17 protein-coding genes are annotated in these 20564 nt (G+C 66.1%); 10 read left to right on the top strand and 7 right to left on the bottom strand.

The features are described 5' to 3' along the window. Positions 1-46 precede the first annotated feature (46 nt). From BMY12_RS09125 to purL, 3 genes are all read left to right on the top strand, one after another. Positions 47-814: an MBL fold metallo-hydrolase gene (locus BMY12_RS09125; protein ID WP_218140138.1), complete on the top strand. Its 768-nt coding sequence runs from the start codon at positions 47-49 to the stop codon at positions 812-814. Positions 815-915: 101 nt separating this feature from the next. Then, positions 916-3660: a M36 family metallopeptidase gene (locus tag BMY12_RS09120; RefSeq protein WP_093284886.1), complete on the top strand. Its 2745-nt coding sequence runs from the start codon at positions 916-918 to the stop codon at positions 3658-3660. Positions 3661-3763: 103 nt separating this feature from the next. Next, positions 3764-7606: a phosphoribosylformylglycinamidine synthase gene (purL, locus tag BMY12_RS09115; protein ID WP_093285119.1), complete on the top strand. Its 3843-nt coding sequence runs from the start codon at positions 3764-3766 to the stop codon at positions 7604-7606. 9 nt (positions 7607-7615) lie between these two features. Here the strand turns inward: purL and BMY12_RS09110 are convergent, their stop codons facing one another. The 7 genes from BMY12_RS09110 to lipB all read right to left on the bottom strand — a co-directional run bounded on the left by BMY12_RS09110 (position 7616) and on the right by lipB (position 12181). Then, positions 7616-8335, bottom strand: a complete 720-nt coding sequence (locus tag BMY12_RS09110; RefSeq protein ID WP_093284883.1) for an MlaA family lipoprotein — start codon at positions 8333-8335, stop codon at positions 7616-7618. 22 nt (positions 8336-8357) lie between these two features. Continuing rightward, positions 8358-8609 (bottom strand): STAS domain-containing protein, encoded by a 252-nt coding sequence (locus BMY12_RS20310; protein ID WP_177188918.1) that lies wholly within the window; start codon positions 8607-8609, stop codon positions 8358-8360. Further along, entirely contained in the window at positions 8606-9256 is a 651-nt protein-coding gene (locus BMY12_RS09100; RefSeq protein ID WP_093284878.1) for an MlaC/ttg2D family ABC transporter substrate-binding protein, read from the bottom strand. Before BMY12_RS09100 ends, BMY12_RS20310 begins: the two co-directional genes overlap by 4 nt. Before the next feature lie 11 nt (positions 9257-9267). Then, positions 9268-9789 carry an outer membrane lipid asymmetry maintenance protein MlaD gene (mlaD, locus tag BMY12_RS09095; protein WP_218140136.1) on the bottom strand — a complete coding sequence of 174 codons (522 nt, stop codon included), beginning with the start codon at positions 9787-9789 and terminating at the stop codon, positions 9268-9270. A 10-nt stretch (positions 9790-9799) separates the two neighbouring features. Next, positions 9800-10570: a lipid asymmetry maintenance ABC transporter permease subunit MlaE gene (mlaE, locus tag BMY12_RS09090; RefSeq protein WP_093284875.1), complete on the bottom strand. Its 771-nt coding sequence runs from the start codon at positions 10568-10570 to the stop codon at positions 9800-9802. Further along, positions 10567-11406, bottom strand: coding sequence for an ABC transporter ATP-binding protein (locus BMY12_RS09085; RefSeq protein ID WP_093284873.1), 840 nt, complete (start codon positions 11404-11406; stop codon positions 10567-10569). The genes mlaE and BMY12_RS09085 overlap by 4 nt, the downstream gene beginning before the upstream one ends. Positions 11407-11521: 115 nt before the next feature. After that, positions 11522-12181 carry a lipoyl(octanoyl) transferase LipB gene (gene lipB, locus BMY12_RS09080; RefSeq protein WP_093284870.1) on the bottom strand — a complete coding sequence of 220 codons (660 nt, stop codon included), beginning with the start codon at positions 12179-12181 and terminating at the stop codon, positions 11522-11524. 93 nt (positions 12182-12274) lie between these two features. On the opposite strand from lipB, the gene BMY12_RS09075 reads away from it, so the two are divergent. From BMY12_RS09075 to BMY12_RS09045, 7 genes are all read left to right on the top strand, one after another. Further along, the gene (locus BMY12_RS09075; RefSeq protein WP_245732434.1) at positions 12275-12940 is read left to right on the top strand and encodes an RNA polymerase sigma factor; all 666 of its coding nucleotides are present in this window, start codon (positions 12275-12277) and stop codon (positions 12938-12940) included. Positions 12941-13095: 155 nt separating this feature from the next. After that, positions 13096-14160 (top strand): FecR family protein, encoded by a 1065-nt coding sequence (locus BMY12_RS09070; RefSeq protein ID WP_093284868.1) that lies wholly within the window; start codon positions 13096-13098, stop codon positions 14158-14160. A 221-nt stretch (positions 14161-14381) separates the two neighbouring features. Beyond that, a complete protein-coding gene (locus BMY12_RS09065; protein ID WP_093284865.1) occupies positions 14382-16913 on the top strand; it encodes a TonB-dependent receptor plug domain-containing protein in 2532 nt (843 codons plus the stop codon). A 77-nt stretch (positions 16914-16990) separates the two neighbouring features. Continuing rightward, the gene (locus tag BMY12_RS09060) at positions 16991-17797 is read left to right on the top strand and encodes a formyl transferase (protein ID WP_093284862.1); all 807 of its coding nucleotides are present in this window, start codon (positions 16991-16993) and stop codon (positions 17795-17797) included. Between the two features lie 175 nt (positions 17798-17972). Continuing rightward, positions 17973-19547 carry a flavin monoamine oxidase family protein gene (locus tag BMY12_RS09055; protein WP_093285112.1) on the top strand — a complete coding sequence of 525 codons (1575 nt, stop codon included), beginning with the start codon at positions 17973-17975 and terminating at the stop codon, positions 19545-19547. Positions 19548-19571: 24 nt separating this feature from the next. Next, entirely contained in the window at positions 19572-19991 is a 420-nt protein-coding gene (locus tag BMY12_RS09050) for a c-type cytochrome (protein ID WP_093284860.1), read from the top strand. 27 nt (positions 19992-20018) lie between these two features. Further along, positions 20019-20528 carry a RidA family protein gene (locus BMY12_RS09045; protein ID WP_093284857.1) on the top strand — a complete coding sequence of 170 codons (510 nt, stop codon included), beginning with the start codon at positions 20019-20021 and terminating at the stop codon, positions 20526-20528. Positions 20529-20564 lie beyond the last annotated feature (36 nt).

Here is a 20564-nt window from a genome sequence, read left to right as displayed (position 1 = left end):
GGGGTTCAATCAAGAATGACCGTCGCGCCATGGATGGCAGCAGCTCATGATGCGTTTCGCGATGCTCGGTTCAGGAAGCAAAGGCAACGCCACCCTCATCGAGCACGGCGGCACGCGCATTCTCATCGACTGCGGCTTCAATCTGCGCGAGACCGAGGCCCGCCTGTTGCGCCTGGGCGTGGAGCCGGCCTCGCTGACGGCGATTCTGGTTACGCACGAGCATGGTGATCATCTGGGCGGCGTCGGCCGTCTGGCGCGGCGCCATCGCATTCCGGTGTGGATGACCTATGGCACGCGTCGCGCCTGGCAGGATCCGGAAGTGCCGCATCTGATCCGCTTCAATCCGCATCAGCGCTTTGCCATCGGCAGTCTGGCCATCGAGCCTTATCCAGTGCCGCACGACGCCCAGGAGCCCTGTCAGTACGTGATCGGTGACGGCCGGCTGCGTCTGGGTGTGCTCTCCGACGCCGGGCACATCTCGGCGCATATGCGCGCAGTGCTCGCCGGCTGCGATGGCCTGCTGCTGGAATGCAATCACGATCTGCGCATGCTGCGGGATGGACCGTATCCGGAAAGCCTCAAGCGCCGCGTCGGCAGTGATCGCGGCCACCTCTCCAACGATCAGGCCGCCGGTCTGCTGCAGGCGTATGAGTGGCAGCGCCTGCAGCATCTGGTGCTGACCCATCTGTCCGAATCCAACAACCGCCCGGAACTGGCGTTGGCGGCGGTGCACGCGGCCCTCGACGGCGCGGCCCTGCCGAGCCTGCGCTGCGCGCATCAGGAGCAGGGACTGGACTGGTCGGAACTGCGATAAGGCGCACAAACCCCGGAATCTTCCTCATTGCCGGTACCGCGGGTGCCTCCTAGAGTGGGGCGCGCAGGCGTGGGGACGCCGCCAATCGCAAGGGGGAGATCATGAGAAGCCTGACGTTTCAGCTGGCCATGGCCGTGGGTCTGGCGACGGCGAGTGCCGCCGTGCAGGCGGCGCAATGTGTGCTGCCGCCCGAGGTCCTTGCGCATGCCACGCGCGCATCCAATGCCGCGCTGGCGGTGGACGCCGAGAGCGGCGATCTGCCCGGTGTGGACCGCGCCCGCCGCGAGCGGCGCGCCAGCGGCCAGCTCGCGGCGCTGCCGCAGAACCTGGGCGGGCGCCTGCAACCGGCGCTGTTCGACCGCCATCTGGGCCAGACCACCTTCCTCTGGGCGCGGCGCGATGCCAGCGCGGTGGCCGTGGGTCCGCTCAAGACCCGTGAACAGCTCATCGCCCGCGCCCGCGCGCATCTGCGCAGCGAGGCGGCCGCGCTCAGGCTCAGCGAGGCGATGATCAGCGAGGCGCAGGTGGTCGACGCGCAGTACAACGGCAACGGTCCGGCGGTGGTGCGCTTCCGCCAGCAGGTGCTGGGACGCGAGGTGTTCGGCCGCAGCCTCAATGTGCTGCTGGATCGCAGCGGCAAGCCGGTTGCGGTGTCCGGCTATTTCGCCACCGATTACGATCCCGCTGCACTGGGCGCACAGGGCCTGGTGCTGAGCGCCGCGCAGGCCATCGCCGGCGCCTGGCGCAGCATCGGCGGCGCCATGGATGCCGCGCAGCTCAGGCGCGCGGCCACGCGCGGCGGCTATGACTGGTATGCGATCAGCAATCCCGGCGGCGAGCTGCTGGCCGAGCGTCAGCCGCGCATCAAGCAGGTGTATTACGCGCGCGGCCAGCGCCTGGAGCCGGCCTACTACACCGAGCTGTTCGCCACCGGCAAGCGCGATGGCCGCTTCAATGCCTATGGCCTGCTGATTTCGGCGGTGGACGGCAGCGTGCTGCACCGGCGCAGTCTGGTGGCGCGCGCCAAGGCCTACACCTACGGCGTGTTCGCCGATGGCGCCGAAGGCGGCTGGCGGCCTTACGACTCACCGCTGGGCAATGGCTTCACGCCGTTTCCGGGCGCCAGCCCCGATGCGCGGGTGCCGCGCGTGAGCAGCGCCAGCACCCAGCGCCGCACCCTGAGCGATGCCGGCACCGGCGATCCCTGGCTGCCGGACGATGCCACCACCACCATCGGCAACAACGTGCGTGCCTGCATCGATCGCTTCGACCTGTCCGGCTACAACCTGGCGGGGCTGGTGCTGCTGGACAACCTCCTCAACACCTGCGCGCGCCTGGCCGGTGACATCTATCCGCCGCTGTCGGCGGCCGGCAGCTTCGACTATCCGCTGGGGCCGGATCAGGATCCCAAGGCCCGGAATGCGCGCTACGCCGCGGCGGTGAATCTGTTCTACGTGAACAACTGGCTGCACGACTGGTGGTATGGGCACGGTTTCAACGAGGCCGCCGGCAATGCCCAGACCAGCAACTACGGTCGCGGCGGCGAGGAGAACGATGCGCTGATCGCACAGGGCCAGGACGGCTCGGGCCGCAACAACGCCAACATGGCCACACCGGCCGATGGCTCGCCGCCGCGCATGCAGCAGTATCTGTTCGATGGGCCGGTGGTGGGCACGGTGCGCCAGACCGCGCCGGTTTCGGGTGCGCCGCTGACCTTCACCGTGGGCAGCTTCACGCCCGCGAGCTACGACATCCCGGCCACCGCCGTGGTACTGGCCAATGACCGCTACAGCACGCCTACGGACGGTTGCGGGGTGGTGGTGAACGATCCCAGCGGCCTGGGCCTGATTCCCAGCCTGCCGCCGCTGCCGCAGCTCTCGCTGCGCGGCAAGATCGCGCTGATCGACCGGGGCAGCTGCCCGTTCACCACCAAGGCCCGCTTCGCGCAGATTTCCGGCGCGGTGGCGGCGGTGATCGTCAACAACAGCGATGCCGATCCCATCCCCATGGGCAATGCCGACATCCCGCTGAACCTGCCGCTGTCCACCGACTGGACCTACCGCATCCCCACGGTGATGATCCGCCGCGCCGACGGTGAGCTGCTCAAGCAGCAGCTGGCGGCGGGCCAGAGCGTGAAGCTGGCCCTGCATCGCGACGCCAGCCTGGATCTGGACGGCACCCTGGACAACCAGATCGTGGCGCACGAGTTCTTCCACTACGTGCATCACCGCCTCACCGATTCCAGCAGCCAGCAGACTGGCGCGATGAGCGAGGGCTGGGCGGACTTCGATGCGCTGCTGCTCTCGGTGCGGGCCGACGAGCACTTCATCGTCGGCAATGAGCAGTATCAGGGCGCCTACGACCTGGCCGGCTACGTCATGAACAATTTCTATCACGGCATCCGCCGCGCGCCGTATTCCACGGACTTTGCCAAGAACGCCTACACCTTCCGTCATATCGCCGAGGGCGAGCCCACGCCGGACGGTGGCAGCGGGCTCAACAATTCCGAGGTGCACAACGCCGGCGAGATCTGGGCCAACCAGCTCTGGGAATGCTATGCGGGCCTGCTCAACGACGGCCGCTACAGCCAGCCGCAGGCGCAGTCGCGCATACAGGACTATGTGATCGCCGGCCTGAAGATGACGCCCGCCGATGCCACCTTCACCGAGCAGCGCGATGCGGTGCTGGCGGCGGTGCTGGCCGGCGACTTCCAGGACTTCAAGTCCTGCTCGGAGGGCTTCGCCAAGCGCGGCGCCGGCCTGCTGGCGGTGGCGCCGGCGCGGGACAGCACCGACTTCACCGGCGTGGTGGAGGACTACACGCCCTTCGTCTGCCCGACGCCCTGAGGTAGCGCTTGCGGCCGCCGCGCACACGGCGGCCGCAAGCGCGGCGGCGGAACGTGCGAAAATAGCCGCCCGTTCCAGCCGCCCCCGCCCGTTTTTCATGGCCCTGACCCTACTTCCCGGCGCCGTCGCCCTGTCGGCGTTTCGTGCCGAACGCCTGCTCGCCCAGCTCCGCAGCCTGGTTCCACAACTGCGCGGCCTGCAGGCCCGCGAGCTGTTTCTGGTGGATGCCGAAAACACCAGCGTGACGCAGCTGCGCCGCCTGCTGGGCGAGGGGCCGGAGGCCGTCGAGCCGGCCGATCTGGTGCTGTACGTAGTGCCGCGCCTGGGCACGCTCTCGCCCTGGTCCAGCAAGGCCACCGACATCGCCCGCGTCTGCGGCCTGTCCGGCGTGCGCCGTGTGGAGCTGGGCCGGGTGTTCCGCTTCGAGGGCATCCGCGAGCTGCCGGCAGCGGCGCGTGCGCTGCTGCACGACCCGATGATGGAATCGGTGCTGGAGCGGCCCGCCGATCTGCAGCATGTGTTCGACACCCGGCCCACGCGCAGCCTGCGCACCGTGGACGTGCTGGGCGGCGGCCGCGAGGCACTGCTGGCCGCCAACCGCGACTGGGGCCTGGCCCTGTCCGAGCAGGAGATCGACTATCTGGTCGCCTATGCCCGCGACTCGAACCAGAACCTCTCCGACGCCGAGCTGATGATGTTCGCGCAGGTCAACAGCGAGCACTGCCGGCACAAGATCTTCAATGCCGAGTTCACCCTCGACGGCGAGCGCCAGGCGCGCTCGCTGTTCGAGATGATCAAACTCACTTACGCCGCCGCGCCCGAGGGCGTGCTCTCCGCGTACAAGGACAATGCCTCGGTGGTGGCCGGTCCCACCGCCATGCGCTTCTTCCCCGAGCGCGACCATGCCTGGCGCGAGCATGTCGAGCCGGTGCATCTGCTGATGAAGGTGGAGACGCACAACCATCCCACCGGCATCTCGCCGCACCCGGGCGCCGCCACCGGCGCCGGCGGCGAGATCCGCGACGAGGCCGCCACCGGCCTGGGCGGCAAGCCCAAGGCGGGCCTCTGTGGTTTTTCGGTCGCCAATCTGCGCATTCCGGACTACGTGCAGCCCTGGGAGGCGGCGCTGCCGCGTCCGCCGCGCATGGCCAGCGCGCTGCAGATCATGATCGAGGCGCCGCTGGGCGCCGCGGCCTACAACAACGAGTTCGGCCGTCCCAATCTCAACGGTTACTTCCGCACCTACGAAGCGGTGACGCCGGACGGCCGCAATCGCGGCTATCACAAGCCGATCATGATTGCCGGCGGCTACGGCAATATCCGCGACGGCCATGTGCAGAAGCTGGAAGTGGTGGAGGGCGCGCAGCTGATCGTGCTCGGCGGTCCGGCGATGCTGATCGGCCTGGGCGGCGGCGCGGCCTCGTCGATGGCAACCGGCACGTCCAGCGCCGAGCTGGACTTTGCTTCCGTGCAGCGCGCCAATCCCGAGCTGGAGCGGCGCTGCCAGGAAGTGGTGGACGCCTGCTGGGCGCTGGGCGCGGACAATCCCATTCTCTCGATTCACGACGTCGGCGCCGGCGGCATTTCCAACGCCCTGCCGGAGCTGGTGCACGCCGATGATCGCGGCGGCCGCTTCTCGCTGCGCGCGGTGCAGAGCGCAGACCCCGCGCTCTCGCCCATGGAAATCTGGTGCAATGAATCGCAGGAGCGCTACGTGCTGGCCATCGCGCCGCAGAGCGTGGCCCTGTTTGCGCAGCTCTGCGCCCGTGAGCGCTGCCCGTATGCCGTGGTGGGCACTGCCACCGCCGAGCAGCGCCTGCTGGTGGAAGATGCGCAAAGTGCGCGTGCACCCGTGGACATGCCGATGCCGGTTCTGCTGGGCAAGCCGCCGCGCCTGCAGCGCAGCAGCCAGCGCGCGGCCACGCATTTCCCGGCGCTGGACCTGCAGCGCATGGATCTGGCCGAGGCCGCGCAGCGCGTGCTGCAGCTGCCGGCGGTGGCCAGCAAGCAGTTCCTGATCACCATCGGTGATCGCACCGTGGGCGGGCTGAGCGTGCGCGATCAGATGGTCGGTCCCTGGCAGGTGCCGGTGGCCGATTGCGCGGTCACCGCCACCGGCTTCGAGGCGACGACCGGCGAGGCCATGGCCATGGGCGAGCGCACGCCGCTGGCCCTGCTCGATGCCCCGGCCTCCGGCCGCATGGCGGTGGCCGAGGCGGTGCTCAACATCGCCGCCGCGCGCATCGCCAAGCTTTCCGACATCCGCCTGTCCGCCAACTGGATGGCGGCCTGCGGCCAGCACGATGAAGACGCGCGCCTGTTCGACACCGTGCGCGCCGTGGGCGCGGAGCTGTGTCCCGCCCTGGGCCTGGCGATTCCGGTGGGCAAGGATTCGCTGTCGATGAAGAGCGTCTGGCAGGACGAGCAGGGCGCGAGCCAGGCGCAGAGCGCGCCGCTGTCGCTGATCATCTCGGCCTTCGCGCCGGTGGCCGATGTGCGCAAGAGCCTCACGCCGCAGCTCATCACCGATGCCGGCGAGACGCGCCTGCTGCTGGTGGATCTGGGCGTGGGCAAGCATCGCCTGGGTGGCTCGGCGCTGGCGCAGGTCTATGGCGCGGTGGGCGATCAGACCCCGGACCTGGATGATCCGCAGCGCCTGCGCGCCGCCTTCGAGATGATTCAGACGCTCAACGAAGAAGGCGAGCTGCTGGCCTATCACGACCGCAGCGATGGCGGCCTGCTGGTGACGCTGGCGGAGATGGCCTTTGCCGGGCACTGCGGTCTGGATATCGAGCTCGATGCGGTGCCCGGCCACGCGGTCGCGGCGCTGTTCAATGAGGAGCTGGGCTTCGTGGTGCAGGTGGCTGCGGCCAAGGCCAAGGCGCTGGCCACGCGCCTGCGCGCCGCCGGTCTGGCCGTGCAGGACATCGGCACGCCGCGCAGCGGCGAGCAGCTGCAGTTCACGCGCGGCGGTCGCAAGCTGCTGGCCGCCACGCGCAGCCAGTGGCAGCGCCTGTGGAGCGAAACCAGCTATCGCATCGCCGCGCTGCGCGACAATCCCGAGTGCGCGCAGGAAGAATTCGATGCGCTGCTGGACGTGAGCGCGCCGGGACTGCAGCTGGCCCTGAGCTTCGATCCCGCACCGGTGTCCGCACCGCATCTGGCGCAGCGACCGAAGGTCGCGATTCTGCGCGAGCAGGGCGTCAACGGTCAGGCCGAGATGGCCTATGCCTTCCACGCCGCCGGCTTCGAGTCCGTGGACGTGCACATGAGCGACATTCTGGAGGGGCGTCTGCGGCTGGACGACTTCGCCGGTGTGGTGGCCTGCGGCGGTTTCTCCTACGGCGACGTGCTCGGCGCCGGACAGGGCTGGGCCAAGACCATTCTCTTCCACGAGGATGCGCGTGCGCAGTTCGCCAGCTTCTTCGCTAGGCCCGACCGCTTCGCGCTGGGTGTCTGCAATGGCTGCCAGATGTTTGCCGCGCTCAAGGACATCGTGCCGGGCGCGCAGCACTGGCCGGCCTTCCGCCGCAACCGCAGCGAGCAGTTCGAGGCGCGCTGGGCGCAGGTGGAGATCATCGGGTCGAAGTCGATGTTCTTCGCCGGCATGGCCGGTTCGCGCCTGCCGATTGCGGTGGCGCACGGCGAGGGCCGCGCGGTGTTCGCGCAGGCCAGCGATCTGGCGGCGATGAAGGCGAACGCGCAGGTGGCGATGCGCTATCTGGACGCGCATGGCGCGCCGGCGCAGCGCTATCCGGCCAATCCCAATGGCTCGCCGGAAGGTCTCACCGCGATCTGCAATGACGATGGCCGCATCACCATCCTGATGCCGCATCCGGAGCGCACCATCACCGGCGTCAGCGGTTCCTGGTGGCCCGGTGCGCGCGAGGCCGGCAAGACGCCGTGGTTCCGGATGTTCGAGAACGCCCGCCGCTTCGTGCGTTAAAGGCGCCGCTCACTCGGGAAGCTCGGGCTCCATGAGCTTCTCGGGTGGGTGGCCGTCGTAGACCTTGTTGAGGCGGTTCTGCAGGTAGGCTGTGCGCACGAAGACATAAGGATCGAGCTGCTGCTTGAGCAGATGATCCAGGCTCAGGAGCGGCACGCGGGCATCCACGGCGCGAACCGCTGCCACTTCCAACTTCTCCTTCAGGTCCAGGTCCATGTAGGCCGTCGGCTCAGTGCCGAAAGTATCCACGCCCCAGCCGATCAGATCGCGATTGGAGCTGGGCCCCAGAATCGGGATCATCAGATACCAGCCTTCGCCCACGCCCCAGCGGCCGAGCGTCTGGCCGAAGTCCTCGTCATTGCGCATCAGTCCCACCTTGCTGGCCGGATCCAGAAAGCCGGCCAGACCAAAAGTGCTGTTCATCGCAAAGCGCGTCAGGTCGCGTCCGCTCTGTCCGAACTTGCCCTGCAGCAGGTCGTTGACGACCACGGTGGGGTAGAAGAAGTTGCTGATGAAGTTGCTGACGCCGGTGCGCGCCGGTGCCGGCACCACCTTCACATAGCTGCGCGCCACCGGGCGCAGCACGTACTGGTCGGCCTTGATGTTGAAGGCGTAGATCGGCCGGTTGATCCGCTCCAGCGGATCGGCGGGTTCGTAGGGAGAGTTGTGTGCGCAGCCGGCGAGAACGAGGCCCAGACCCAGCGTCAGCCCGATCAGTGCCGTCTTCATCCCCACCCTCTCCCGATTTGTTTTAAAAGCCTAGCGCGCGATCCAGTCCGAAGAAGCCGCTCAGCTCGCGCAGCTGCTGAGGCACGTCGGTGAAGTGTAACGGTTGCTGGGCTCGCTGTGCGCGGCGCTTGAGTTCCAGCAGCAGCGCCAGTCCGGCGCTGTCGCATTGTGCAACCTTTGCCAGACTCAGCTGACCGGCCCGGCTCAGGGCCTCGGCCTGGGCGAACCAGGCCGAAGCGGTGGCAAAGCTCAGCGGGCCTTCCAGCGCGTTCACTTGCTGCCGGCCGCCGCCGCCTCGTTCTTCACGTCCAGCTTGCCGCTCTGCAGGCGCTCGATCACCGAGGCCAGATTGCTGGCCTTGATCTCGGCGTCCATCTGCGTGCGGAAGTTCAGCACGATGGAGATGTTCTCGGCCTTGATGTCCCAGACCTTCCAGTTGCCGTCGCTGTTGCGCATGGAGAAGGTCAGCGGAATCGGCGGCTTGCCGTCCTTGCGGGCGATCACCGCGTCGACGCTGGCGCGCTTGCCGTCGGCCTCCGGGCGCGCGGGCTTCACCTCGATGTCGACGCTGTCGTAGTACTGCAGCAGGGTGTCGGCGTAGTTGTGAATCAGCATGTCCTTGAACGCTACCTCGAACTGCTTGAGCTGTTCGGGCGAGGCTTCCTTCAGGTGCGTGCCGAGAATCACCTTGGTGATGTAAGCGGTGTCGAAAGCGCTGCTGCCGCGGTCATTGACCATGGCGTAGAACGCCGATTTGTCCGCCTGATACTTCTTGATGTTCTGGCGGATGTCGGCCTGCAGCGCGCTGCTGGTGCTCTTCACCACTTCGTCGGGCGAGGGCGCGGCCTGCGCGGCCAGCGCAAAGCCCAGCAGGGCCAGCGCGGTCAGCGCGTAGCGGGAAATAGTCTTGAGGCCCAACATGAGTGTGCTCCTTACTTGTTGTGCATCGAGTCGGCGAGCTTGCCGATGGCTTCTGCCAGTTTGTCGTCCTTGGATGAATCCTTGCTGGACGCCAGGAACTGGCCGATCAGGTTCTCCAGCACCACGGCGCTTTGCGTCAGGGTGATTTCACTGCCGTTCTTGAGGAAGTCATCCATGCCGCCCGGTTCGATGCCGATGTACTGCTCGCCCAGCAGGCCGGCGGTGAGAATCTTGGCGCTGGAGTCTTCCGGGATGTTGGCGTAGCTCTTGGAGATGTCGATCGAGACCTTGGCCTGGAAGGACTTGGGGTCGATGGCGATGGCCTGCACACGGCCGATCTTCACGCCCGACAGCGTTACCGCCGAGCCGACTTTCAGGCCGCCGATGTTCTGGAACATGCCGTACACCTCATAAGTGCCTTCCTTGCCGCCCACGGTGTCGAGACTGGCGACGCGGAAGGTGAGCACGAACACCGCCGCCACGCCGAGGCTGACGAAGATGCCGACGAGGATTTCCAAGGCTCTGGATTGCATGATCGATCTCTTAACGGAACATGAAGGCGGTGAGGATGAAGTCCAGCGCCAGGATCGCCAGCGAGGACACCACCACCGTCGAGGTGGTCGCACGCGACACGCCGGCGGACGTCGGCGGCGAGTGATAACCCTGGTACACCGCCACCCAGCTGATGGTGGCGCCGAACACCAGGCTCTTGATGAAGCATTGGTTCAGATCGTGGATATCGACGTTGGCGCGGATCTGCGACCAGTAGCTGCCGGCGTCCACGCCCAGCAGCTCCACGCCGATGGCATGACCACCAGCCACGCCGATGGCCATGACGTTGAAGATCGCGGTGAGCAGCGGCACCGACAGCGTCGCGGCGATGAAGCGCGGCGCGATCACATGCCGCATCGGGTCCACCGCCATCATCTCCATCGCCGAGAGCTGGTCGGTGGCGCGCATCAGGCCGATCTCCGCCGCCAGGGCCGAACCGGCGCGGCCGGCGAACAGCAGCGCGGTCACCACCGGCCCCAGCTCGCGGATGATCGACAGTGCCACCAGCACGCCCAGCGAGCTGGCGGCGCCGAAGCGCACCAGGGTGTGATAGCCCTGCAGCGACAGCACCATGCCGATGAAGGAGCCGGAGATCACGATGATGATCAGTGACAGCACGCCGGCCATGTACACCTGATGCACGATGCTGCGCGGTCGCAGCAGGGCTGCCGGCAAGGCCGAGAGCACGCGCAGCAGGAAGAACTGTGCGCGGCCCAGGCCGCCCAGGAAGTTCGCCAGCACCGAGACGATGCCCTGAATCACTTGCGCGTCTCCAGCAGGTCTTCGGCCAGCGGCGCGGCCTTGAAGTGGAAGGGCACCGGACCGTCCGGCGCCCCGCGCAGGAATTGCGTCACCCAGGCCGATGGCGAGTTGCGGATGTCGTCCGGCGTGCCGCGCGCCTGCACCTGGCCGTTGGAAATCACATAAGCGTGGTCGGAGATCGACAGCACTTCTTCCACGTCGTGCGAGACGATCACGCTGGTGATGCCCAGCGAGCGGTTCAGCGAGCGGATCAGGCGCATCAGCACGCCCATGCTGATCGGGTCCTGGCCGGTGAAGGGTTCGTCATACATCACCATGTCCGGGTCCAGGGCGATGGCGCGTGCCAGCGCCACGCGCCGCGCCATGCCGCCGGAAAGCTGTTCGGGGAACAGGTCGCGCGCGCCGCGCAGGCCCACGGCCTCCAGCTTGAGCAGCACGATGTCGCGGATCGCCGACTCCGGCAGCTGGGTGTGCTCGCGCAGCGGGAAGGCCACGTTTTCGAACACCGAGAGATCGGTGAGCAGGGCGCCGTTCTGGAACAGCATGCCCATGCGCTTGCGCAGCTCGTAGAGCTGGCGGCGCGGCTGCTGGTGCACGTTCACGCCGTCGAACTCGATGGCGCCGGCGGCCGGTTTCCATTGCCCGCCGATCAGGCGCAGCAGCGTGGTCTTGCCGGTGCCCGAGGGGCCCATGATGGCGGTGACCTTGCCGCGCGGGATGTCGACGTCGATGCCGTCGTAGATCACGCGCGTGCCCTGGACGAAACGCAGGCCGCGCACCCGCACCAGCGGGGAGCGGGTATCGGCGGCAACGGCGGAAGAGTCTGTGGACGTCATGCGGCTCGGGATATTGGCAATGGATTGTTCCGGCGCAACGAACCGGCATTGTAACAACGCACGACGCGCGACGACGCGAGCCTTGCCGTGCGGGGCAAATCGGGCGGCTGTTTTCTCAGCGGCGATACGGTCCCAGCCGTCGCAGCAGATGCGGCAGCAGCGCCTCGCCGGCGGATTGGACATCGGCCGGGCCGCCCAGTTCAGACAGCTGGGTCATGCGCAGGCCGGCGTAGCCGCAGGGATTGATGCGCGAGAAGGGCTCCAGATCCATGGCCACGTTCAGGGACAGGCCGTGGTAGGTGCAGCCGCGGCGCACGCGCAGGCCCAGCGAGCCGATCTTCATGCGCTGACCGCGCGCATCGTCCACATAAATGCCGGGCGCTTTGGGGTCGGCATAGCCGGCGATGCCCAGTCCGGCGAGCAGGTCCACCACGCTCTGCTCGATGTTCGTCACCAGACTGCGGATGCCGTAGCCGAGCCGGTGCAGGTCCAGCAGGAAATACACGACCAGCTGCCCGGGCCCGTGATAGGTCACCTGGCCGCCGCGATCGCTCTGCACCACGGGGATATCACCGGGCAGCAGCAGATGCTCGGCCTTGCCGGCCTGGCCCTGGGTGAACACCCGCGGGTGCTGCAGCAGCCAGAGCTCATCGCTGGACTCGCGGCTGCGCGCGTCGGTGTAGCTGCGCATGCGCGCCAGGCTGTCCTGATAATCCAGCAGGCCGTAGCGGCGGATTTCCAGGGGCAGAAGCGGCGTGTCGGGACGTTCAGACATGATCCGCTGCTCTCGCTGTGCTGCAGGCAAAAGGAGCCACGACCGCAACAACGGCCCAGGCAGGCAAAACGGAAATCGGCTTGCTACAAACGTTTGAGAGGCGCGCTTTTTGCATTTCTGCTGACTCGGGACAATGAAGTCTTACAGGGCAAGTTTATGCAGGCTCAGGCGCAGGCCATCGATACCGGGTTTTCCCCTGATTTTCAGGTGTCGAAGGAGCCCGTGGCCGCCGAGCACAGACCGCTGGACGCGGCCGCAAGGTCGGAAATGGTGCGCCGCCTCTTTCAGGAACACAATCGCGCCCTGATCGGGTTCCTGGTGGTGAAGCTGCGGTCCGAGGCCGAGGCGCAGGATGTGGCGCAGGAAGCCTATGTGCGCCTGCTGCAGCTGGAGCAGGGTTCGGCGGTCAGCTTTCTGCGCGCGCATCTTTTCGCCATCGCCGGCAATCTCGCCATCGACCGCCTACGCCAGCGCCAGGTGCGCGAGCGCAACTCGCCGCAGGATTTCTTCGAGGAACTGCTCACCCGTCCCGGTCCTGATCGCAGCGCCCTGGCCCAGCAGGAGCTGGAAGTCATCAAGTCCGCGCTGAAAGAACTTCCGGAAAAGTGCCGTCGCGCGTTTATGCTGCACGTGTTCGCGGAAAAGAGCGTCGTGGAGATCGCCGCCGAGATGCAGCTGACGGATCGCATGATCCGCCACTACATCGCCAGGGCCATGTCACACTGCCGCCAGCGTCTGGACGCAGCCGGGTCTGCCTGAAAAGACCACGCGGCGTCGCGTCAGCAAAGCCGAGCTCACGCCCGAGCCCTGGCGGCCCAAGCGGCCGCCAAGGTGAACACGCAGGCCAGCTCGACAGGACAGGCAGCACAGCAGCAATGGAATCTGGGACAATGCGCGGCGCAAGGACTCTATAAATGAGCGACGCCGACCCCGACAAAGCACGACTTGAACAGGCCAGCCTCTGGTGGCTGCGCCTGCGCGAGGACAATGTGCCGGCGGAGGAGATCAACGCCTGGCTGGAATGGTGCCAGCGTGACAGCGCCAATCTGCAGGCCTTCGAGAAGATCGAAAGCCTGGGCGGACAACTCGGCGGTCTGGATGTGCAGACCCGCGCCAGCCTGCTGCAGGAGCTGGACGCGGAGCTTGCCGCACCGGAGCCGCCGCGCCGGCGACGCTCCTGGACCCTGGCGCTGGCTGCCGGACTCGCGGCGCTGGCCGTGTACGGCGGCATGCTCGCCTGGCGCGCGCCGGCGCCGGAGGCGCAGCAGGCACGCTACGCCACGGTCAAGGCGCAGAGCCGCGAGCTGAAGATGTCCGACGGCTCGCAGGTGGCGCTGGGCGCCGCCAGCCATCTCATCGTCGATTACTCCTCGGCGCAGCGCGCCTTGCGGCTGGACGATGGCGAGGCCTATTTTCAGGTCGCGCACAATCCGCATCGCCCCTTTGTGGTGAGCGTGGGTTCGCTGACGGTCACCGCCGTGGGCACCGCCTTCAACATCCGCAAGACCGGACCGCGCGTGGAAGTGGTGGTGACGCAGGGCGTGGTGGACGTGGCGCGGCGTGAGGGCACGCAGGCGCTGACGAACCCGGAGCCGGCGCGTCTGCCGGAAGACGGGGTGATCCGCGTGGCGGCCGGCCAGCGGGTGGTGGCCGACGAGGATCGCCGCCTGCTCACCGTCAGCCCCGCCGACCGCGACGCCGCCATCGCCTGGCGCGAAGGCCGGCAGCAGTTCGTCGACGAGAACCTCGCCGTGGTGGTCGCCAATCTCAATCGCTATGCGCGCAATGAAGTGCAGCTGGGCGACGCTTCCCTTGAGCAGCTGCGCTATACCGGCTCCATCGTGCAGGGCCGCGAAAGCGAGTGGCTGGCGGCGGTCGAGAAGGTGTTTCCCATCTCTGCGCAGCAGCAGGCCGATGGCCGCGTGCTGCTGTATCGACGCGGCGCCGTCGCACCAAGGCTGAGCGCCGCGGGCGAATAAGGCGCATCGCTTCACCGCTTTGGCTCAACGCCGCGTGTCTCACGCGGCGTTTTTGTTTGTGCGCGATCTGTTTCACGCATTTGTGACGAACAGATTTCCGAATCGTCGCGGCTGGACGTTGAACTTCCTGAGAGCGGCGCAGCAAGGGGCGGCCGCGCGTTTCTTCAGTAATGGCATCCAGGGAGTTTGACGTGACGAAAGCATCCGGAATCAGTGTGGCATTGGAATCGTTGAAGCTGCGCCAGTCCTTGCAGGTCTTCGCCTGCGTACCACTGGTGCTGAGCGCGGCCTTGGCCGCGTCGGCGGCGCAGGCGCAGGAGGCGGCAGCCAGCACCGAAGTGGCGGCAGCCGAGACAACCGCGGAGATGGGCAGTCTTGAAGAGGTCATTGTGACCGGCACCCGTCGTGTCGGCCTGGAGGTTTCCGAGAGCCCCGCACCGATTCAGGTGCTCAGCGCCGAAACGCTCAAGAGCAGTGGCGCAACCGATCTGATCGGCTCGCTCGCCGCGACGGTGCCGTCCTTCACCGCGCAGGCCTTCGGCGGTGACATGGCCAATCAGACGCTGTCGGCCAAGCTGCGCGGCCTGTCACCCAATCACGCCCTGGTGCTGGTCAATGGCAAGCGCCGTCACACCACCTCCAGCCTCGCGGTACTGGGCGGCCCCTACCAGGGTGGCGCCTCGGCGGATCTCAACTTCATTCCGGTCTCGGCCATTGAGCGCATCGAAGTGCTCACTGACGGCGCCGCCGCGCAGTACGGCACGGACGCGATTGCCGGCGTGGTCAACATCATCCTGAAGAAGAACTACAGCGGCGGCCTGGTGGACGGTACGGTCGGCGCCTACAAGGACGGTGGCGGCGATACCACGGGCGTCTCCGGCAATGCCGGCCTGGGCGATGAAAACGCCTTCTTCAATTTCACCGCCGAGGTGCGCAATCACGCCGCCAGTGATCGTGGCGGTATCGATCCGCGCGTGAATGATCCGGCGCGACTGGCAAGCTATCCCAATTCCAACATGGCCTTGGCCAGGGGCTATCCCTATCTGAATCACATCCTCGGCGATTCGGAATACCATCTGCAGGTTGCGATGTTCAATGCCGGTGCCAAGCTGGGCGGTATCGATCTGTACAGCTTCGGCAGCTACGGCAAGAAGAAGGCCGAGTCGTATGAGAACTACCGACTGCCCAGCCGTGTTTCGCACACCTCCACCGACAGCAACGGCGATACGACCAAGACTTATCTTTACCCCTTCGGCTTCAGTCCCAAGGAAGCCTCTGATGAAGACGATCTGTCGCTGACCGTGGGAGCCAAGGGTGAACTGGCGGGCTGGATGTGGGATGCCGCCAGCACCTACGGCAAGGATCAGATCAAGGTCTACACGCTGAACTCCGCCAACGCGAGCCTTTATGCGGATACCGGGGCGACGCCCACCGACTTCTACGACGGCAGGTTCTTCGCATCGCAGTGGACCAATACCCTGGATATCGGCAAGGACTTCGACGTCGGCATGGCCACGCCGCTGAATGTGGCCTTGGGCATCGAACAGCGGCGCGAGACGTATGAAATCGGTGCAGGTGATCCGGCTTCGCGATACAAGGAAGGCGGCCAGTCCTTCCCCGGTTACGCGTTGACCGACGCGGGCAAGCACAATCGCGACAACTACGCGATCTATGCCGACTTCGCGGTGTCGCCGGTGGCCGCCTGGCAGCTGGATGCCGCGCTGCGTTACGAGCACTTCAGCGACTTCGGCAGCACCACCGTGGGCAAGCTCACCAGCCGCTATGACTTCACTGACGCGCTGGCTCTGCGCGGTACGGTCAGCACGGGTTTCCGCGCGCCGACGCTTGCTGAAGAGTATTACTCGGCGACGAATGTGGGCCCCAGCACGGCATTCGTGCAGCTGCCGCCCAACGCGCCGGCCGCGGCGGCGCTGGGTCTTGGCGACGGCTTGCAGCCGGAAAAGTCCACCAATTTCAGCCTGGGCATCGTGGCGCATCCGATTGAGCGCCTGACGATGACGCTGGATGCCTATCAGATCGAGATCCGTGATCGCGTGGTGGGCACGGGCACGCTGTTCGGTTCTGGCGGCTCGGTGAACTCGCCGGCCGTCAATGCCGCAATTGCCGCCAATGGCAACTTCCTGGATCCCGATGTCGTTGCGAACGGGCAGACCGGTATCAATATCTTCACCAACGGCATCGACACGCGCACGCGTGGCGTCGATCTGGTGATGACCTTCCCGACCAGCTATGACTGGGGCAATATCGACTGGACTGCCAGCGCCAACTACAACAAGACGGAAGTCACCAAGATTCGTGCGACGCCGACGGAGCTTGCCGGGCAGCCGCTGTTTGATGCCACTGCGATTTCCGATCTGGAAACCACGGCGCCGAAATATCGCGTCAATCTCGGCGCGGTGTGGACCTACGAGAAGTTTGCGGTGAAGCTCCAGGAGACCTTGTACGGACCGTCCTCGGAAATGGAAAGCCCCGATGGCGGCACCTATTACGAGAACAAGATCAAGGCCACGCCGGTCACGGATCTGGAGCTGACCTTCAAACCGGTTTCGTCGGTCAAGTTCAGTGTCGGTGCCAACAATCTGTTCAACACCTATCCGGATCAGAAGAACGGCGATCTGCTGGCGGCGTACCGCGCCGACGGCAACAACTCGGCGGTCACGATCTATCCGACGTTCTCGCCCTTTGGCATCAATGGCGCGTACTACTACGCCAAGCTGGGCTACACGTTCTGAGGCTGCGGAATGACGCTCTGAAACGGCATCGCAAGCGGCGGACCTTCCCGGTCCGCCGCCTTGCTGCTGAAAGAACCATGCGCATCGCCCTGCTCGTCAACCGCGACATCGAGAGCAATCTCGCCCTGAACCTGCTGCTGCCGCAGCTGGCCGGGCATGAGCTGTCGATCTTTGTCTCGGAGCGGGTGGGGGGCGGTGCAGTGTCACGCCTGCTCGAACCGCTGGCTTTCATCGAGCAGGATTTTTTCAACCATACTTTCTTTCCCTTGCGCGATGCCGCCGGCGGCAGCAGTGCCTGGCGCAGCTTCGAGGGCTTTGCGCGCGAGGGAATACCGCTGCGCAGCGTCGCCAGCGCGCGTAGTGAATCGGGGCTGGCGGCGCTGGCGGCTGTGCAGGCCGATCTGTTCATCTGCATCCGCTTCGGCTGCATCCTGGGTGAGGCGGCCATCGCGCTGCCGAGGCTGGGCGTGCTGAATCTGCATTCGGGTCTGCTGCCGCAGTATCGCGGTGTGCTGGCCACCTTCCGTGCGCTGGCGGCCGGCGATGCCGAATACGGCTGCACGCTGCACCGCATCGACACGCCCGGTATCGATACCGGCCCTATCATCGCCACGCATCGGCTGCCGGTGCGGCGCGAGCATTCACTGCTGTGGCACATCCTGGCGCTGTATCCGCCGGGGGTGAGCCTGATCGCACAGGCTGTCGCGCAGCTGGCGGGCGGGGTGGCGCTGCCATCGCAGGCACAGACGGATGACGGTGCCTACTTCAGCTATCCGGATGATGCCGAGCTGCTGGCCTTCCTGAGCCAGGGCTGGCGCTTGTTCGAGCGCCGCGATGTGGCGGAGCTGCTCGTGCGTTATGCATCGCACGCTGCGCCGCCGTAAAGATTTTTGTTCCCTCCCTGAGTGGTAATGCTTGGCGGCCGATACGGGCCGCCTTCTTTTTGTACCGAGTTTGCGTGCGGCATTTCCATCCGGCCCCGCTGGAACGTTTCAACAACAGTTCCACTGTTATGCCTTTTCGGGAGGATGGATGAGCACCAGGGATGTGCCGTCGGCCATGAGCCGGCGCGAGCTGTTGATGATGATCGGCAGCGTGGCCGGCAGCGCGGTCTCGTATCGCGCCATGGCCAGCTTGGGGCTCACCACCGAGTCCAAGTATCAGGGGCCGATCCGTCTTGAGGGCGATGTCAAAGGCGCCACCGTGCTGATTCTTGGCGCCGGCATCGCCGGCATGGTGGCCGCACTCGAATTGCGCAAGGCCGGCTATCAGGTGCAGGTGCTGGAGTACAACAATCGCGCCGGCGGCCGCAACTGGACGCTGCGTGGCGGCGACTCCTACACCGAGCTGGGCGGCTTCACGCAGAAGTGCGAGTTCGACAAGGGCCTGTATCTGAACCCCGGCCCCTGGCGCATCCCCTATCACCATCGCGGCATTCTGGATTACTGCAAGCGCCTCGGGGTGGCGCTGGAACCCTTCGTGCAGGTCAACTACAACGCACTGGTGCATTCCAGCAAGGCCTTCGGCGGCGCGCCACGCCGCTACCGCGAGGTGCAGGCCGACTTCAACGGCCATGTTGCCGAGCTGCTGTCCAAGGAAGTCGCGCAGAAGAAGTTCGACAAGAAGGTGACGAAGGAAGATCGTGAGATGCTGCTGGAAGCGCTCAAGGAATGGGGCGCGCTGGACAAGAAGGGCGCGTACGTGCCGGGCCGCGAATCCAGCGAGCGTCGCGGCTATCTCAAGCCGCCGGGTGGCGGTCTTTCGGCCATTCCGGAGTTCTCCAGGAACATCATGCCGATGGACGAACTGCTGCAATCGCGCTTGTGGGCCGCCATCGGCGCCGGCCACAACTACGAGATGCAGACCACGCTGTTCCAGCCGGTGGGCGGCATGGGCCGCATCGGCGATGCCTTCCGCCGCGAGGTGGGGAATCTGATCCGCTTCAACGCCAAGGTCACGCGCATCCAGCAGGACGCCGGCAAGGTCACCGTGAACTATGTGGACACGGTCAAGGGCGGCGCCACGCAGGCGGCCACGGCCGATTACTGCCTATGCACCATTCCGCTCTCGGTGCTGAGCCAGATCGAAGTCAACGTCGGCGCCAAGATGCAGGCGGCGATCAGCGCCGTGCCCTATGAAGCCTCGTGCAAGGTGGGCCTGCAGTTCAAGCGCCGCTTCTGGGAAGAGGACGAGCACATCTACGGCGGCATCAGCTACACCGATCTGCCGATCCGCCTGATCGGTTATCCCAATACCGACTATCACAGCGGCGGCAAGGGCGTGCTGCTGGGCGCTTATGTGTTCGGTCCCAATGCCTACGAGTTCACGGCCATGTCACCGGAAGAGCGGGTGATGAAGGCCTATGAGTACGGCAAGATGATTCATCCGCAGTATCGCGATTCCTTCGAGACCGGCGTGGCCGTGGGCTGGCATCGCGTGCCCTGGACGCTGGGCTGTGCCGGTGCCTGGACCGAGGAGAAGCGCGCGCAGCATTACGAGAATCTCTGCCAGCTCGACGGCCGCATCCTGCTGGCCGGCGAACATGCCTCGCACATCCCGGCCTGGCAGGAAGGCGCGGTGCTGTCCTCGCTGGATGCCATCTCGCGCCTGCACAAGCGCGTGATTTCGGCCTGACCCCAGACCAGAAGAGATCCGATCATGCTCAAGTTCAACAAGCATCACGCGCCGTGGCTTGCGGCGGCGCTCCTGGCCGTCGTCAGCCTTGGCGCGCAGGCGCAGGCCGATCTGCGTTCCGGCACCATCTTCAGCAGCGGCATGAAGTTCGAAGAGAAGGATGGCGAGTCCCTGTATCGTGGCATCTGCCAGGGCTGCCACATGCCGGACGCCAAGGGCGCACAAGGCGCCGGTGCGTATCCGGCCCTGGCCGATGATCCGCGTCTGGCCGCCAAGGCCTATCCGGCGATCATGGTGCTCAAGGGTTCGCGTGCCATGCCCAGCTTCGCCATGGGGCTGGACGATGCGCAGGTGGCCGCCGTGGTGAATTACGTGCGCAGCCACTTCGGCAACAGCTATCGCGACACCCTCAGCGCCGCCGAAGTCAAGGCGCTGCGCAAGTAAAACTTCCACTCGACAGGAGATCAAGTCATGAGCATCCGCTTCATTTTTGCCGGCGCCGCCGTGCTGCTGTGCGCGCTGCAGACCGGTTGTGCCTCGATGAGCCTCGGCAGCGATGTCACCCGCTACAAGGGCGCGAGCAATTTCCCCATCGCCATGGGCGTGGAAGTGCCGGCCGGCAAGAATCTGGTGTTTCTCAGCGGCGCCACGCCGCCGGTGAGCAACCCGAAGGCGCCCAAGGATTCACAGGCGGCCTACGGCGACACGCAGACGCAGACCTATAACGTGCTCAAGACCATCGAGGACAACTTGAAGAGCATGGGTCTGGGCATGAAGGACGTGGTGAAGATGACCGTGTTCCTGGCCGGTGACCCCAACAAGGGCGGCGCCATGGACTTCGGCGGCATGATGGCCGCCTACACCAAGTTCTTCGGTACGGCCGATCAGCCCAATCTGCCTTCACGCTCCACCGTGCAGGTGGCGCAGCTGGTGAATCCGGTGTTCCTGGTGGAGATCGAAGTGGTTGCCGTGCGTCCCTGAGGGTTTTTCCGACAGCGTGATCGGGGCGCGCGCCAC

Source organism: Solimonas aquatica (assembly GCF_900111015.1).
Classification (GTDB): Bacteria; Pseudomonadota; Gammaproteobacteria; order Nevskiales; family Nevskiaceae; genus Solimonas; species Solimonas aquatica.
The sequence above is the reverse complement of the archived record's forward strand: the minus strand, read 5'-3'. Positions and strand labels throughout refer to the sequence as shown.